This window comes from Oceanobacter sp. 1_MG-2023 (genome assembly GCF_030689025.1).
Lineage (GTDB): Bacteria > Pseudomonadota > Gammaproteobacteria > Pseudomonadales > Oceanobacteraceae > Oceanobacter.
The window spans coordinates 157,741-173,930 of record NZ_JAUYWA010000003.1 but is presented as its reverse complement, the minus strand read 5'-3'; the positions used below and the strand labels follow the sequence as shown (position 1 = coordinate 173,930).

The following is a 16,190-nucleotide window of genomic DNA, read 5'->3' as shown; positions in this document are numbered from 1 at the left end:
ATCACCTCCTAAAAAAAGCTCTCAACTTTCTATTGACCTTGTTAAAAAAAAGAGAAAAAAATGAATTCCGCATTTCCATTCGACGTAACGACGCAACCTCTTTATTCATACCATTAACATAAACATCATAATCATTTTTTTCCAATGCTTCAAAAAACAATTTTCGTGATTTTATCGTAACAGTAGTCCGCAAGTCGTATATTTTCTTACGCTCATTACTAATTGAATATTCAGAAGGATTGACCCGCTTTACTGGTAGAGCTCTGCCTGAGTCTCCCTCACGCTGAAGTCTATACGACAAACCTTCTCGCCGTTGACGGAAACCACCACTTTGAGAGCTGGCGGCCTCATCATTAGATAAAGAAATGATTGATACACGCCCTTCACTAGCCGCATTTTTAAGTATTCTATTGATTTCAACGTTCCGAACGACAAGTAGGTTAGTCCCATGACTATCTGACTCAAACCTGGGCAGCCAAGCATCACCAATAGTCAAATCGGAAGTCTCCCCAACAACATCATCGCAAAACTCACAAGCTGGTAACATCAAAGCACCAGCATTAAATTTTCCACCGACAACTTCAGCAGAGTCCTTTTGATAAACTTTATTATTATAATCCGTAGCCTGGAATACGTATGCTCTCGCAGGTATATCTGGTCCTTTGGTTCGATATTGAATATGTGTCGCATTTTCGGGATTGATTCCAGCCCCCCAAGCAAGAGAATTACTCCAATTTACACTCTTCAGATGCCCACACACCAAAGCAACTGCAAAAGGGACAGCATCTGCTATTTTCTCATCTTCAATTTGCAAGCGCCGAAGAGCCTTAACCATACATGGAACCCCAATAAATGCATACCTCCCCCCCCGAGCAAGAGCCTGCTCTAATACTTGAGAGAATTCAACAACATGGTATCTGGTTTTTGAATTCTCCTGAATTTCATACAAATTATTACTTATTCCATATACATAATACGGGTCTGAAGCGCTTGACCGTTCAGACTCTTTCACATGAATGACACCATCAATAAATCCTTGCCTTAATAATTCTGCAAGAATCCACGTCCCCATTCCACCAGATGTACCTTTGGACCTGAATTTTCCTTCCTTTACATACCCCGCATATGACTGAATAGTATAACCTAATTTCTCATTATACTGAGCTTCATTAGAAAAAAGCCTTTTGCCTATTTCATTTTCATTTACACTTGGGTTAAGGCTAGGACATACTACTCCCAAACCAGCTGCAGTAAGATCTTCATACTCGCTAACACTTGTAAAATCAGGTTGGTACTCACCATATTGATTCAATTTTATTTCAATATTTGTTCCTATCGCACAAGCACCACATCCAACACAGAAGCCACCATCAACAACATCATGCAAAGCAATCAAATTATTAGTCATTTTCATTTATCCACATCAACTAATGTGCGAAATTTTATAAACTTCGCAGGGTTCCCACCAACTACTTCTCTAGTCCCGACATTTTTTAAAACAACAGCTCTAGCAGCAACTACAGAGTAATCATTCAATGTTATGCCTGGTCCTACAAATGCCTCTGCACATACCCAGCAATAATCACCAATACTTATAGGCAATGTCACCAAAGGGATTGATTTATATGCTATATCATGCGTTCCACCACATAAAAAACTCCGCTGTGAGACTGTCGTATAGTTTCCAATAGATATTTTATCCATTGTATAACAATCAACTCCTTCACCCAAAACAGAATAGCACCCCATTGTTAAATTCCATGGGGCCCATATTTTACAACTTGGTAGAACTCTACAACCAATACCAATTTTCGCACCAAAGCAGCGCAAAATAAAAAGACGCCAACCATTTAATGCCCACCTGGGGGTTAATCGAAAAAATAATAGCCAAACAAGAGACCAAATTAAACGCGCTATCTTATTTGATTTAGATAATTCATTAGAATATAACTTGCGTGGAAGTTCATCATTCATAGCCAGCCTCCACCATTTTGACTTGTTCCTCAAGAAAGTTAACACCTTTCTTTTGCATATCTACAATTAACTTCTCTGATTTTTTCCAATCTATCGGAGTAGACAACACTTTTTCTATATCACAAAATTCATTAACAATTCTTTCTTCCAACCCTGTCATTTTTAATAAATTAAATGCTCTCGCATTCATTTTCTTTTTATTTCCACGTAATGCTACATATACAAACTTCTTCTGATTCACAATAGAAAGCGCAACACCATGAAAGGAGTTAGTAACTACAATACTACTATCCTTAAGCAAACCCAACCATTGACCCGGTGAGGGATATACTGTCTCTCCCACTTCCTTCCACCGCCGATGAGGATTATTAGGACAAATAATCCTCATTTTTTCAGTTGTTTTTAAATAATTAGCTGTTTCCTTCACTCCTACTGACGAACGTAAATAATAACAAAAACAGTAATTTCCATAATTCTCAGGATATTTTTCCAGAATGGGAGTGAAATCTACAGGCAACAAAGTTGGATCAGGTACAACAGGGACCTGAATATTTGCAATTTTCTCTATAATGGCCGCCCCAGATTCCTCTCTTATTGAAACAGCATCAAGCTTGGAAATAAGATCCCCTACACTTTCCGAATGTTGATCATCTAAGACATTAGATCCAAAGCTTGGAGCATAAGCAATACGTCGTACTTTACTGCCCTGAAGAAAATCAAGAAAATATACTGAATCCACCCCATAATGAGCAGAAGGATTCCAAATCTGATCACTACCACAAACAATCATATCCGTATCACGCAATCGAGTATCTTTGAGTGCGTCTCCTATACCTTTGGCGGCATTATCATTGATTCCTAAGTATTTCAAGCGGAAATCATCCATAGAATCAGAAAAACCATCAGGAGAAATCAATTTTTGATAAACCTTGGCAACTTTCAGGAAAATCACTTTCAGAGCAGCTTTACTAAACAAATCATTTAAACCAATATTCCCTCCAGCCTCAACATACTCGGGATGGTATTCAATGAAATAAGCTTCATCTCCACGCTGGTCAAACCAACGCTTCAATGCATAAGCTTGAAAAAGCGCACCATAATTATCACTAAAATGAAATGTCAAAATACCTACTCTCACAATCCCCACCCTATTATATTTTTCCTTATCCATGTAAAATATGAGATAAAATCAGAGTTTGAAAAATTATCCAAATAAAATTTCTACAAAATCAACTCATACCACCTGAATCCAACTAATAACCACAATATTTGAACGATCACGAACCAAACTGATGACATTGGTCACTGGAAGAACCCAACTCCTCATCAATGAATTAAAACTCAACCACCTATAAAAATCTGTCTTATCAATTAATTTATCCGAATCAATTCAATTAAATTTTTTGCAGCCTGGGAAATATCAAACTTTTGCTTATAACAAGCCACGGTATTTTGTTTGATGATTTGTTTTTCATTTTCTGACAAATCCAACCAGGCTTGGAGAAGTTTTTGAGTACCTTCAAGGGTATCATCACCAACGAGGCCAGCATTCATCTCTTTAATTTCACGCCAAATATTAACTTTACTAGAAATTAAAACAGGTGTCCCAACAGCAAGGGCCTCCGCCACAGAGATACCAAAGTTTTCTTGATGTGATGGCAATATAAAAACTTCTGCAGCTTTGATCGCTCCCCACTTCATTTCGTTTTTAATCATGCCTGTCCAAGTAATACGATCTGCAATGCAATAATCATCAGCGATTTTTTCCAAATCCGCTTGCCAACCTGTCTGATCCGGACCGGCCATCACCAAATGTAAATCAGAATTTGATTTGGCAATTTTAGCAAAAGCTTGAATTAATAAATCACAACCTTTCTTTTCGTGAATACGACTTAAAAACAAAAAAATTATTTTGTTTTTCAATTCTGGATATTTAGTGTAAAAGTCATCAGACTTAGAATTTTTGGCTATTTCTGTAATTGTAGTACCATAATTCACCACACTTTCATTCACCCGATAAGGCCAAAAAGACTCACGGGCCAACAGCTTTTCTTCTTCACAAGTAAACAATACTGCTTTGGAATTTTTCAAAACAGAATACTGTGCTAAAAACCAGTATATATATTTTTTCAAATGCTTTAATGGGTAGGCATGTTTAAACCATGGATCTAACATACCATGTGGAAATACATAATAAGGAATATTTGATTTTTTTAACGCTTTATAAACCGCATAACCATGGTATTGCCATAAGCCATGCACAACTACAGAATTATATTCATGAGAATGTCTCTTGAGCCATTCAACTAATTCAGGATGATATGAAAAAATACCTTTACCTTTACCTAGTCGAATAACCTCCAAGTGATCTATATTTCCTAAACTATCATCTTTATCATCCAAAGTTAATACAGTTGGTGAAACATTCATACTTGCATAAAAAGATGTAAGATTTCTAACACCTTGTGCAGGACCTCCACCTTCCAAACTTAAAGAGCTAATAACGTGCAATACTTTCATTTTATATTCTCATCTTCTATCGAGTAGATCTGGTTATATCCAGCCTCATACGATGCAATCATAAATTTCATTGAAAAGCGTTTGGCATTCTCAAGAGATTTATATTCTAAATTGTCTTCGGCATGTAATTGGCTAAAAATAATTTCAGCAGCCTCGTCCAGGCGTTCAGGTTCTATATATATAGCTGCATCACCTCCTACTTCTGTCATAGGTGCTCGCCCTGTTGTAATTACCTTACAACCACAGGCTTGTGCTTCAGCAATTGGCCAGCCAAAACCTTCCTGAAGAGATGGAAAAATTAATGCTTCAGCCACTGAGTAAAAGGCACGAATCTCTTCATTGGTTAAATCATTGATTTCAACAACCTGGTTTTTTATTGCAAGCGTACTTATTTTATCTTTTAAATCATCAGGCCAAGGTTTACCCGCCAAAACCAACCTATGATCACTATATTCTGGGTGTTGAATCAATTTATAATAAATCTCGACGACACCTTTACGATTTTTATACCATTGATTCCCCCCCAAGTGAAAAAAGTAGGGAGGCTTTAAATCAGGTAATCGTTTGTGAATTAATGCCCAGGCCTGATCCTGTAGCATGGGAGAATAAGGATAATTTAGTGCATTGTAGGCAATAGATGTTTTTTCTACTGGAACTTCTAATGTTTTAATTAATTCATCTTGTGTATTTTTAGATACACAAGCTACATGACTACATACCTGCAGCCCAGAAGCAATCCATTGCTGGAATATTCGCCCGGTGAACCCTGTTTTGTTTATTTTTATCAACCCCAACGCACTTTGAATAGCCATCAGGTCATGGCAAGTTACCAAAGAAGGCCTATTAACCCATTTGGCATACATTGCATTTGAATGATCGCAGATATGAACTACATCAGCCCATCGGGCTGCTTGTTTTAATTGCCAGCGGAATAGAATAAATCGATCGATATACCCTAGCCATTTATTTAAGCCATGCTCTGCCTGACTTCCTTTACATAGTATTGCTTCAGGACGAATCACTTGAACTTCATGGCCTTCTGTCAACAAGCCATCTTCAAGCATTTTGGCAAAGCGTTGCATACTCTCTTGATGACTTAACGCATAATTGGCAACAATTAAAATCTTCATTTTATTAACCCTTGCCTTCTATTTTTTTCAGTTTGCCAACAAGCTAAAGTAGAAAAACCCAACCCAAGTAAAAGCAAAACAAAGGCATGAATTGAAAGCTGACCAATAATGGTACCTGTAGGTAACTGAATAGCAATTACCAACCAAATAGACAAAGGCAAAAACTCGTTATTTTTTTTAAATATTCTCCAGGCACTTAGCAACCCGATAACAATTACCAGCCACTTGAATAGAGCTAATATTAAGCCGACACCCCCACCCTCATTTAAAACCCGGTCTATTTCATTCTCACCTAAAAGGAAGCCATTACTCGTTGCTGGCATAAAGCTTCGCGAGGCATTTGCACCAGCACCTATTCCATAGCCAAAGATAGAAAATTGATCCCAGGTTTCATCAGACCCAATATACATTCTTATAATTCTCTTACTTACATCTTCCGATGCGGCCGCATTTTCAAAGCGCTGGGTATTTGCTTCATAAGACCTCTCTAAAACAGGAAAAATCAAGACCAACAAAACAATTATTCCCACTAATCCAAACAGCATTTTTATTGGTGATATCTTAGGGATTTTATTCGCGAGTACAAGTGCCAAAAACCACATCCCAGTAAAGAAAATAGTTGTCATAATTGCACCTCGAGAACCACTGATCAAAGCACCAACAAAAAAGAGCCCAACAATAAATAGTTTCAACAAGGAGCTTAAAGAGCCTTTCAATCCACCAGACATTATCCATAAAACAACAGGTGTTACAAAAGATAAGTATATAGTGTAGCCAGCGGTGAATGAAAAAGTTCCTGTGGTACGAACAATATCTTTAGTAACAGTAAAAATATATTGATCAGCCCCCCCAGGCTGCCGGTTAATAAAGGAAGTAGGAGGTGACATAAACTGTACCAATGCCAAGGGCACCATAAATAACAAAGTCAAAGCAAAAATCTTAAAAAGATATTCAATATCTTTCCATCTGAGTGCTCTGGCACACAACAGGGCAAACCATAAATAAAGCACCCAGAATCTAAAACCAATAGCTCCTACTATCGGAGGCTGAAAGCCACTGATCATTTGAATACTCGTCCAAACAAAAACAAGGAGTGTCCAAAAAATCAGTATGGATTCGCCAATAGCACGAATATCAAAATAACGATAGAGAATACCCCAAAAAACAGCATATACAACAAGAAAATCCCGCAAACCAAGTAGAGGAATGGTTGCACTACCCCAAACCCATTTACGAATGGCACCTTCAAACAAAACAACCATAAATATCGCAATAAAAAACTTGCCAACAGGATGAAGACTGCGCCAAGTGACTGTCTTGCCGTCTGCGCTTGCAATCCTGTTCATTTTGTCACCGCTTTGACTATTTTCGACTCATAATCATGCCATTGATATGACTGCGCTAACATCATGGCTGCCTGGCCAATCTTCTTGACTTTTTCAGGGTTATCAATCAGGTCAATCAGTACATCCGCTATTGCACTGGAATCACGAATTGGCACAAGTATTCCTGTGTTTTCATCTGCTGTATCAGGCAGAGCCGTATGATTAGTTGCTATCACTACCATCCCTTGTGACATAGCTTCTGTAATTACCATACCAAAACCTTCAAATAAACTTGGAAAAACCAAGATATCATGCATTCGCATTACTTCAAGCACTTGAGAGTGGGGCATAGTACCTAGATAAGATGCACGAGGTAATATTCCTTGTACTAATTCTACAGCAGTGCCACTACCAATAAATGAAAATTCGACTTTATTATCTAAAGTATCAATCGCATCAACAAGATAAGATAAGCCTTTACGTTGACTTAATCCTCCTACATAAAGCACCTTTAATTTACCCTTGGCTTGAAACCAGTTTCGATCCAGGATTTCATTGTTAGGGCAACCATAAGGTACAACTATAATCGGAGCTAACGCCTTTGGATAATCTTCAAGTGTTTTTTTGGTAAAACTACTTGCTACTATTATTTGATCAGCCAATGCCAACTCTTCATCTTTACGAGCAAGTTTAATTTCACTGTCTTGGATTGCATTCCAGGAATTAGCCCATTCTGGCTGCAATGCATATTCTTCTTGATTTAAACGATGATGTGATCGCCAATAACCAATTGGCAATTCATAAATGCATTTTATGTTTAATTTTTTAGCGACTTTAAATGTTTCCAAAGCACCGTCTTCATAACAATAAACCGCCGATATTTCAGCAGCATGTTTTTTAAGATATTTAGACGCAAAACAGTCCGTAGCATGGTATATTTTATCGACAGAAGCAAAGCCAACTTCATGTTGAGTTAAAAATTTTAATTTTAATTTACTCCCAAGCAATCGCAGCCCCTCTCTAAAAGGTGAACCGGAAATAATAGGAGATTTTATTTCACTAAAATCACGGCGTTTTATTTCGGTTACTAGTTTGCCAGGAAGCCAATTCCATTTATTGGAATTAAAATGTAATGCTGTAATAAAAGCATACAATAAATTTTCTTCAGCCAAACCATGAGCCACAGATTTTGAATTTTGATTACCAGTTGGGTGAACCACAAGGATATATTTATTCATCAAAACTTTTACCTATCCAAGCCTCATATGGGGCATTCAATAATACTGGAGAATAATCCAAATTGTTAGTTCTATAACGGCCAGCGATAATTCTTGCAGGGTTGCCAAAAACTATTGCATAATCAGGCACATCTTCACGCACAACCGCTCCTGCTCCAACTACAGCTCCTTCTCCTATTGTAACACCAGGCAGGATAATCGCGTTTGTTGCAATCCATGCATAGTCATTAATAAATATAGGCCCACTCTTTAATGACCACTTAGGATCGGTCAATCTATGCGTTGCTGTAAGCAAAATAGCACCATCATTAATAACTACTTTTTTCCCAATACTCACTTTATCATGCAATGTTATTTCAGCTCTACCTATACTTGTTTGTTCGCAAATTGAGAGAGAACTTAAATCTCTTCCTTCAATTTTGGCTTCACCTATAATTGTTAAACGGCCAATTTTAGCCCCTTTTTTGATAAGCCTGTTTTTTTTTATAATTATTCTCATTAGTGCAGGAAAAAGAAACCCTCGCTTAGCTACTAGAATAGCTCCCCGTTTAAAGTTTTTTGGGCGCTCTCGATTTACAAACAAAAATTTAATTGTTGACATAAAATTACCTTCAAAAGCAGTCAATTTTTCAAGCTTTCTACGAGAGGTGAAATTTTTTGGAAGAATGGAATTAAAAAATCATTTTCCTTTATTAACCCACCCAGAATGAGAATTAATATCTAGAATAACATCATTTTTCTGCAACCATTTTTTCAAACTCTCTATACTAGAAGAAACAATTTCTGCTTCACCGATAGCCATCCCTGCCAAATTTACTTTATTTCCTAAATAGTAATTTATAAAACCTTTTACATATCGTTTCGAAAAACCTATTTTTCCATATATAGATTCAAGTTTAAAGTAGCTCAATATTTTTTTAATTTTAATTTTAACTTTAGAAGATTCATAAGGTTTATCTTGGCCTTTATCTTTCACCTCACCAAAATGTCGATTCCCCCCTGTTGAATCAGCAACATCCCATCCAATAGTAACAATTCGTTTAAAACCCATATGCACCAATGTATAAAAAACACTCTCGTGCATTATACCTGGTCCTAGCGGCCTATAAATTCCTGTTTTATCAAGCGTATAACAATCAAAACATTTATTGGTTGCAAGATAATATCTTGGCTTATAATTAAAGCCTTCCATTATTTTAAATCCAACATCATACTTACCAAAAACAGGGGCAGCTTTAGAGTTTCTGGTCATAACCGAAAGAGTATTTGATTGATATTCATACTTAATTAAATTAGCAGAATTAATAAAATGAATATCGCACGGTACATCTATTAAATTTAGAGTCTGTTTTATACATATCACTACAGGGCAATTATGCTTTTCTTTTTCATAAATTTCTTTCCAGCTTTCCGCTGATGGCCCAGCAGAGATAACCAGTGCAGTTTTTCCTTTAAAGGTATCTCTCAATGCATCAATAACAAATACATTGTCTGACAAATCTTTTTTTATTTTTTCAATCGTTTGTTGGTGGCTCATACTACAAAATCCTTCAGTGAAGAAACACTCTTCAAACCATTAGTTTTGCAAAACACCTCCCAATCATCGACTTCAGTCCATTGATGTAGAAAAACAAAATCGATATTTGCAAGAGATGCAGCTTGATAGTCATATTTACTATCCCCTAAAAAAAGAGCAGGGTTAGTGATGTTGTGTGCTGAAATCTCTCGCGCCAGAATAATATCTTTACTATCCGGGCTACCAAAAATTCCACCATCAAAATATTTCTCAAGATCACGGGCAGAAAAAACCTCTCTTAATTCATTCTGGTCTCCACCTGACACAACAAACCATGTTGATTTGGTTTTGGTTTTAAGCTCCGATAACCCTTCCGCTATATCACATGCCATTAGCCCATCTTTTACAGCTCGAGCAAAACGAGCTAACAGATCTTGATAAAGCGTTTCATCAAATTCTTGTTTTAAAATCTCTTTGATAAAATATTTCACTTTGGCATAACGTGAAATACCGCCGTTCTGCATATGATAATCCACAAAAGCCTGTGCTGACTCATGCCCAAAGTGTTTGGTAGCCTTGTAAAATGCTTGGCTTTTTATTTTATTCGAGTTTAAAAGCACGCCGTCACAATCAAAAACGAGTGTTTGATATTGGGTTATATCCAGTTCAGGCATTATGTAGTTCCTTTAATGCTGCTTCTACTTTGGCCACATCACCAGGTATATCTACCGCTAAACTACCGGGTCTGGTTTCAACCATTCGAATGGTTTGTCCCCATTCCATATAACGGATAATCTCGATATCTTCAGAATGCTCAAGTTTGCTCTTTCGACCAAAATCGCCATAACTCAACAGTTCTTGTCGATTAAATGCGTAGATACAAACTTGTTTGTAATACTGTGCAGGCTTGTTTTTGTCATCCTTGAACCCTGGCAGAGCCTTTCGCGACATATAAATCATGCGCTTATCTTCCGTGAATATTACCTTTGGAATATTAACATTTTCAGGATCTTCATTAGCCCCAATAACGGCATAACCATTAATTACATCATTTGGGTTGGCTTTTTTTGCATCAATTACTTTTAGAATATCTTCCGGATTAACCAAAGGCTCATCACCTTGTACGTTAATATAAATATCAGCTTCAATTTTTTGCGCAACTTCAGCAAGTCGATCTGTACCAGTCAAACAGTTTTCAGAAGTCATAACGACTTGATAGCCCATATCCTGAACAGAGGATTCAATTTTTTTATCGTCTGTTGCGATAAAGACATTTTCCATTCCAACCGTTTTTGCACTCAATTCCGCTACCCACTGGATCATAGGCTTGCCTGCTAGTTTTACGAGTGGTTTACCAGGAAAGCGACTGGATTTATACCTTGCAGGAATAACGATAATTGTTTTCATGACTCGCCCTTAAAAACCAAAAATTGATTGAGTTGGTATATCATAACGCGTAGGTGTTAGGGAGCAAAGAGGCAAACCCTTGGCTTCCAAATAAGTCTTTAATGTTTCTTCCATCTCTTTATTGCGTGGATCTTCTGCACCAAAACCATCAAACCCAACCAGATTAATTTTATTTGCTCCCCCACTGTTTGCAATGGCCAGGGCATAAGTAATTACCAATGAGTTGGGCAGAGTGCAATAATGCTTATCCAATGCAAATTTTTGAGGCATAACGTCCAATCCAAAATCCAAGACTTCTTTTGAATGCAGTGCTTGCTTAATATCCTCAGGTAACATGGAAAAAGGTGTAACCAAGGGTTGAGGCAGTGCCAGATGTTCTTGACAATCCGCAAGCAGTCTGACTGGATGACAGACTGCTCTGATATTTATCAAGGATTGATCTATACCTCTTTGTGTATTTAATGCAATTACATAAGGTTTATAAGTACTAATGTAGTTTTCAATTAATGACTGATATCTTTTTACGCTAGGACCAGCCCCAATAATCAAGACAGATTTCCCTTCTATTTCATCTCTTGGGTTCCAGCTTCCCCGTGGTTTTCCAGAATAAAAGTGGCGCGCTGATTCCAGGGTATCCAAGCTGAACTTTTTCCCACCTTCTATTTTAAGATGATCAATCACCGCAATAATATCTTCATCGCTATAGCGTGAATCTTGAAGCATTTCTTGAATATAGGTTGGGTGGATACCATATTTACCAGCAAGATAATAATAAGAATTACTACCCCAGCCAAATTCTGCTTGCATAGGTCTAAAGTATTTACGAATTACTTCAAGTAATTTGGTTGGATTACCAGCTTGATTTCTTGAATTTTCTATTGCCAATGACAAGTATTCTGTCTGGGCGTTACCGGGGCCACGCCCCATACCTGTTACTGTTGAATCAACCCATGTAACGCCGTTATCAATGGCCTCCAATGTATTGGTAACCGCTTGTCCCATATTGTCGTGTGTGTGTATTCCCAAATCCCCAGTCCACCCCTCTTTGAATGCCTGTACGATTTGACTGACTTGATTTGGATTCAAACTACCCATTGAGTCGGCAAAATAAAGCACATCAATAGGATAGCCACTGGCAAGCTTGGCAAGCTCAGTAATTTCTTCCAGACTTTTTTCAGCAATTTGCATCAAGTTGAAGCCGACCAAATATCCATTGTCTTTCAACCATTTTGACACAGGTAAGCAGGCTTCAAACTCATGGACATGGCAGGCTATACGTACCAGGGAAACAAGTGAGTCTGAGCTATGATCAAACAACTTTTCCAATGAGTCTATTTGAGTTTCTTTATCTGCCAACTCTGATCCATTAACCATCACCCCGATTCTGTTTTCCAGTTTTTTGGGGATATTTAAACTGGATAAGAAAAACTCGCTACTGAATGCACAACCACCTTTGAAACTATTATTTTTTAAGGTTCTCAAACCAATTTCAACAAAATCAACATTAAGTGAGTCCATTGCTTCAAGATAATCAGTAACCAACTCTGGGGAGAAATTCCACACATTGTAGTAACCACCATCTCTGAGCGTACAGTCCAGTAATTTGATCATTTTTTTATTCCTAATTTATTTAACAGTCTGTAAGCTTTTTCTTTCGCTAATAAAGGCATTAGCTGCCAAAATTTTATAGCAATAATAAATTGTAGCAATAAAATAAAAACAACTGCCATATTGGGTACCACATTATAAGCTATCAGTAATAAACCAGTTACAGTCAAACCAACACTCAAGCTCGATAGCAAAAAATATTGCCAAGGCCACTTTAACTGTTTACTCGCCATCCATTTTTTGGCTCTCCAGACTGATAAACACATCGCCACTGTTTCAGACACTAGCAAGCCAAGGCCGGCTGACAACACCCCCAGAGCATGCGAAGAAAAATAAACCACTAGAAATAAACTTAGCAAAACAGTCAATGATATTACCAGTTGGATCTTATATAGATTATTTCCTCGAAGGATACTTTCAGAAGACTGCGCTAAAACCACCACAAGTATCGAAGATGAAAGAACAGCAAATAATACGGGATCAAATTTAATCGCCCCAGCCGTCCATATTTCAAACAAAGGCTCTACAAAAAGCTGTAGAATAACAAAACCCGGTGCAATAAAAAAACACAGCATCAGCCACAACAAGGCCAGCGTTGCCTGAATTTCCACTTGTTTTTTTTCATGCACGTAACGCATTAATTCGGGCAATATTGGTCCAACCAGTGATCCTATGCCTTGTTGGGCCACATTTGCAACCGTACGATTTGTTGCGAATTGGGCAACCGCTGTTGCACCTACAAAATTTATAATTAAAAAACGTATACCAGCCTGCCTAAACATGTCGCTAGTATATTTTACCAACACCCAGATAGAGTTTGAAAACTGCTTTAATCCCAATCTAAAACACGGTTTTGAAAGTTTTATATTTTCTTTTTTATATAAACCCAACACAATATAAATAGCTATCATATTCACAAAAAAAGTAGCAATAGCCCATCCTATTACAGCATCAATTAATCCCCCACCAAAAACAACAACAAAGACAGGTGTAATTGACACAACAAAGGCCATAATCACTTTAGACCAGGTAATAAAAGGATAATACCCCAGCAAAATAACTGGCCCCAGCAAAAATCCATAATAGTTACTAGAAACCATAAGAACCAAAACCAGTATCATTGCTGAAAGCAAAAAATCTTGTCTTAACTCCTCAGAAAGACCAAATGAGGAATCAATAATTGAATATTCAAATTGCAAATAAACAACCAGGAATACAACAAATGAGGTTAACACAACAATCGGCAATGCTGAAGATAATTGCAGACAAACCTTATCAATATTCTGTTTACCAAGCTTTAAGCTTTCATAATAAATGAAATCTCTATGAGCTCCTTGTATTAGTCCTGCGAAGCCTAAAAAAGCTAAAAAAAGTAACCAGACACCATACGTTTCAGCACCCCAATGGCTCAAAAAGATAGGAACAAAAGCTATTTGACTTAACAAGCTAACACCGATACCAACCCAGTTAGCAAGACTTGCCGAAAACATTCTGCCTATTGCAGTAGAGTTTGCCACGATCAATCCATCCCAAACAAATTATGGCAATCGCCATTATTTGCGACACCACTCAAACCGTCAGTTATACAGCCAGCAATGGCGACATTTTTTTGAACTATCTTTACATAAAATAAATTGCTTTTTCTTTCTTCTATGAGAGCAGCTTTATAAATCACGATTTTAATACCTTATAGTAAAATTTTCTTCCAAAATACTCATCAACTGAAGAATAGTCATCCTCTGTCCTATCATCAACCAGTATGATTTCTATATTTGAATAGCTTTGATTAGCAACAGACTGAAGAGCTATTTTTACTAAACACCTTCTATTCTTAGTAGTAACACCCACACTTACAAGAGGCATTCCGCCTGAATCTTGATGATTTACATCATTCAATAGAAATACCTCCGAACCAAAGTATCTACTTCACGATTAAACTCCGCCAGCCGTTCTTCATAGCTCATATCAGCAATCGATTTGGCAACACCGCCTTCTGCTAATTCACGAACCATACCGGCAGCAATAGTAATATTGGATATACGATCAATAATAACCAATGAGCCATTACCTGGAACCTGTCTGTATTCGTCCAGTGCAACGGGGGCATTTAGAGAGATGCTGACCAAGCCAACTTCGTTGAGGTTCAGTTCAGTCGCGTCGAGATGTTCCATCGTATTGACATCGACACGATGCTGAACACTATCTACCATGCCATAAACGCTCTTGGTACCCACCTTGAACAGGTATTCTTTGCCTGTTTTCATCGGGGTTTCGTGCATCCATACCACTTCAGCCTGGTAGCTATCGCCAAATAACGGGGCTTTACCTGTGTAAATCAAGTCACCACGGGAGATGTCGATTTCATCTTCCAGTGTCAGGGTTATGGCTTCGCTTGCAATGGCCAAATCAAGGTCACCATCCGCAGTAACAATGCGATCTACTTTACTGGTCTTACCAGATGGCAAAGTAGTGATTGTGTCACCTGGATGAATTTCACCTGCTGCAATGGTACCGCAAAAACCACGGAAATCGAGATTCGGGCGGTTAACGTATTGTACAGGCAAGCGAAAACCTTCAAATTCGTCCGCTTTATTGGTTTCAATGGTTTCTAATAGCTCAACCATGGTTGGGCCAGTATACCAGTCGGTGTTAATACTGCGATCGACTACGTTGTCACCTTTTAAAGCAGACAATGGGATTGGATGAATGTTATTAAAACCCAACGATTGCGCAAATTCGGTATAGTCTTTACTGATTTGTTCATAAATGGTTTGATCAAAATTGACCAAATCCATTTTATTAATGGCTACAATGACGTTTTTAATACCCAACAAGCTGACGATATAACTATGACGGCGCGTTTGTGTCTGAATACCTTTTCGGGCATCGATCAGAATAACGGCAACATCGCAACTGGAAGCACCGGTTGCCATATTGCGCGTATATTGTTCGTGCCCTGGGCAATCGGCGATGATGAATTTGCGCTTTTCAGTAGAGAAATAACGATAGGCAACATCGATGGTGATGCCTTGCTCCCGCTCGGACTGCAGTCCATCAACCAGCAAGGCGAGGTCAAATTCACCATCAGTGGTGTTAAATTTCTGTGAATCATTTTTGATCGCAGCAAGTTGATCTTCAAAAATCAGTTTGGAATCGTGCAACATCCGTCCGATCAGAGTGGATTTGCCATCATCAACATTACCGCAGGTCAGGAAGCGTAGAATGTCTTTTTCTTCATGTTGCTTCAGGTAGCCGAGAATGTCATCGGCGATCATATCGGATGCGTGAGCCATTTTATTACCTTTTTGCATTCCAGCATTGCTGGAGTATCCACATATTAAATTTATTTCGATCAGGTCACACAGTGGCCAAACCATGAATTTATTTTTCTGCTGGCCTGTTGTGTGACGTATCAGGATAAAAGGCCTATGTTTTACCGTTCAGATAAGTTCTTATAACATCGGGGAAAGTG

Annotated in this window: 16 protein-coding genes; all 16 read right to left on the bottom strand. The window is 37.9% G+C overall.

Annotated features, from left to right (window positions below; genetic code table 11):
• Position 1 precedes the first annotated feature (1 nt).
• The 16 genes from Q8W22_RS03590 to cysN all read right to left on the bottom strand — a co-directional run bounded on the left by Q8W22_RS03590 (position 2) and on the right by cysN (position 16,029).
• Positions 2-1,408 carry a Coenzyme F420 hydrogenase/dehydrogenase, beta subunit C-terminal domain gene (locus Q8W22_RS03590; protein WP_305451629.1) on the bottom strand — a complete coding sequence of 469 codons (1,407 nt, stop codon included), beginning with the start codon at positions 1,406-1,408 and terminating at the stop codon, positions 2-4.
• A gap of 2 nt (positions 1,409-1,410) precedes the next feature.
• Positions 1,411-1,974 (bottom strand): hypothetical protein, encoded by a 564-nt coding sequence (locus tag Q8W22_RS03585; protein ID WP_305451628.1) that lies wholly within the window; start codon positions 1,972-1,974, stop codon positions 1,411-1,413.
• The gene (locus Q8W22_RS03580; protein ID WP_305451627.1) at positions 1,967-3,145 is read right to left on the bottom strand and encodes a polysaccharide pyruvyl transferase family protein; all 1,179 of its coding nucleotides are present in this window, start codon (positions 3,143-3,145) and stop codon (positions 1,967-1,969) included. The genes Q8W22_RS03585 and Q8W22_RS03580 overlap by 8 nt, the downstream gene beginning before the upstream one ends.
• A gap of 200 nt (positions 3,146-3,345) precedes the next feature.
• Entirely contained in the window at positions 3,346-4,494 is a 1,149-nt protein-coding gene (locus tag Q8W22_RS03575; RefSeq protein ID WP_305451625.1) for a glycosyltransferase, read from the bottom strand.
• Positions 4,491-5,624: a glycosyltransferase family 1 protein gene (locus Q8W22_RS03570; RefSeq protein WP_305451624.1), complete on the bottom strand. Its 1,134-nt coding sequence runs from the start codon at positions 5,622-5,624 to the stop codon at positions 4,491-4,493. Before Q8W22_RS03570 ends, Q8W22_RS03575 begins: the two co-directional genes overlap by 4 nt.
• Positions 5,621-6,970, bottom strand: a complete 1,350-nt coding sequence (locus tag Q8W22_RS03565) for an O-antigen ligase family protein (protein WP_305451623.1) — start codon at positions 6,968-6,970, stop codon at positions 5,621-5,623. The genes Q8W22_RS03570 and Q8W22_RS03565 overlap by 4 nt, the downstream gene beginning before the upstream one ends.
• The gene (locus tag Q8W22_RS03560) at positions 6,967-8,187 is read right to left on the bottom strand and encodes a glycosyltransferase family 4 protein (protein WP_305451622.1); all 1,221 of its coding nucleotides are present in this window, start codon (positions 8,185-8,187) and stop codon (positions 6,967-6,969) included. Before Q8W22_RS03560 ends, Q8W22_RS03565 begins: the two co-directional genes overlap by 4 nt.
• The gene (locus Q8W22_RS03555; protein WP_305451621.1) at positions 8,180-8,788 is read right to left on the bottom strand and encodes a hypothetical protein; all 609 of its coding nucleotides are present in this window, start codon (positions 8,786-8,788) and stop codon (positions 8,180-8,182) included. Before Q8W22_RS03555 ends, Q8W22_RS03560 begins: the two co-directional genes overlap by 8 nt.
• 78 nt (positions 8,789-8,866) lie before the next feature.
• Positions 8,867-9,724 (bottom strand): 6-hydroxymethylpterin diphosphokinase MptE-like protein, encoded by an 858-nt coding sequence (locus Q8W22_RS03550; protein WP_305451620.1) that lies wholly within the window; start codon positions 9,722-9,724, stop codon positions 8,867-8,869.
• Complete coding sequence (locus Q8W22_RS03545) at positions 9,721-10,377, bottom strand: HAD family hydrolase (protein WP_305451619.1); 657 nt, start codon at positions 10,375-10,377, stop codon at positions 9,721-9,723. Before Q8W22_RS03545 ends, Q8W22_RS03550 begins: the two co-directional genes overlap by 4 nt.
• Positions 10,370-11,110: a 3-deoxy-manno-octulosonate cytidylyltransferase gene (locus Q8W22_RS03540; protein ID WP_305451618.1), complete on the bottom strand. Its 741-nt coding sequence runs from the start codon at positions 11,108-11,110 to the stop codon at positions 10,370-10,372. The genes Q8W22_RS03545 and Q8W22_RS03540 overlap by 8 nt, the downstream gene beginning before the upstream one ends.
• A gap of 9 nt (positions 11,111-11,119) precedes the next feature.
• Positions 11,120-12,721, bottom strand: a complete 1,602-nt coding sequence (locus Q8W22_RS03535; protein ID WP_305451617.1) for an aldolase catalytic domain-containing protein — start codon at positions 12,719-12,721, stop codon at positions 11,120-11,122.
• Positions 12,718-14,235: a hypothetical protein gene (locus Q8W22_RS03530; RefSeq protein WP_305451616.1), complete on the bottom strand. Its 1,518-nt coding sequence runs from the start codon at positions 14,233-14,235 to the stop codon at positions 12,718-12,720. Before Q8W22_RS03530 ends, Q8W22_RS03535 begins: the two co-directional genes overlap by 4 nt.
• A 2-nt stretch (positions 14,236-14,237) precedes the next feature.
• Positions 14,238-14,393: a hypothetical protein gene (locus Q8W22_RS03525; RefSeq protein WP_305451615.1), complete on the bottom strand. Its 156-nt coding sequence runs from the start codon at positions 14,391-14,393 to the stop codon at positions 14,238-14,240.
• Entirely contained in the window at positions 14,390-14,614 is a 225-nt protein-coding gene (locus tag Q8W22_RS03520; protein ID WP_305451614.1) for a glycosyltransferase family 2 protein, read from the bottom strand. The genes Q8W22_RS03525 and Q8W22_RS03520 overlap by 4 nt, the downstream gene beginning before the upstream one ends.
• The gene (gene cysN, locus Q8W22_RS03515; RefSeq protein ID WP_370694160.1) at positions 14,611-16,029 is read right to left on the bottom strand and encodes a sulfate adenylyltransferase subunit CysN; all 1,419 of its coding nucleotides are present in this window, start codon (positions 16,027-16,029) and stop codon (positions 14,611-14,613) included. The genes Q8W22_RS03520 and cysN overlap by 4 nt, the downstream gene beginning before the upstream one ends.
• Between the last annotated feature and the right edge of the window lie 161 nt (positions 16,030-16,190).

What these genes read in the sequence shown, in the direction of transcription:
- Q8W22_RS03590 (WP_305451629.1), bottom strand. Translation starts at nt 1,408, where the DNA reads ATGACTAATAATTTGATTGCTTTGCATGATGTTGTTGATGGTGGCTTC.
- Q8W22_RS03585 (WP_305451628.1), bottom strand. Translation starts at nt 1,974, where the DNA reads ATGAATGATGAACTTCCACGCAAGTTATATTCTAATGAATTATCTAAA.
- Q8W22_RS03580 (WP_305451627.1), bottom strand. Translation starts at nt 3,145, where the DNA reads ATGGATAAGGAAAAATATAATAGGGTGGGGATTGTGAGAGTAGGTATT.
- Q8W22_RS03575 (WP_305451625.1), bottom strand. Translation starts at nt 4,494, where the DNA reads ATGAAAGTATTGCACGTTATTAGCTCTTTAAGTTTGGAAGGTGGAGGT.
- Q8W22_RS03570 (WP_305451624.1), bottom strand. Translation starts at nt 5,624, where the DNA reads ATGAAGATTTTAATTGTTGCCAATTATGCGTTAAGTCATCAAGAGAGT.
- Q8W22_RS03565 (WP_305451623.1), bottom strand. Translation starts at nt 6,970, where the DNA reads ATGAACAGGATTGCAAGCGCAGACGGCAAGACAGTCACTTGGCGCAGT.
- Q8W22_RS03560 (WP_305451622.1), bottom strand. Translation starts at nt 8,187, where the DNA reads ATGAATAAATATATCCTTGTGGTTCACCCAACTGGTAATCAAAATTCA.
- Q8W22_RS03555 (WP_305451621.1), bottom strand. Translation starts at nt 8,788, where the DNA reads ATGTCAACAATTAAATTTTTGTTTGTAAATCGAGAGCGCCCAAAAAAC.
- Q8W22_RS03550 (WP_305451620.1), bottom strand. Translation starts at nt 9,724, where the DNA reads ATGAGCCACCAACAAACGATTGAAAAAATAAAAAAAGATTTGTCAGAC.
- Q8W22_RS03545 (WP_305451619.1), bottom strand. Translation starts at nt 10,377, where the DNA reads ATGCCTGAACTGGATATAACCCAATATCAAACACTCGTTTTTGATTGT.
- Q8W22_RS03540 (WP_305451618.1), bottom strand. Translation starts at nt 11,110, where the DNA reads ATGAAAACAATTATCGTTATTCCTGCAAGGTATAAATCCAGTCGCTTT.
- Q8W22_RS03535 (WP_305451617.1), bottom strand. Translation starts at nt 12,721, where the DNA reads ATGATCAAATTACTGGACTGTACGCTCAGAGATGGTGGTTACTACAAT.
- cysN (WP_370694160.1), bottom strand. Translation starts at nt 16,029, where the DNA reads ATGCAAAAAGGTAATAAAATGGCTCACGCATCCGATATGATCGCCGAT.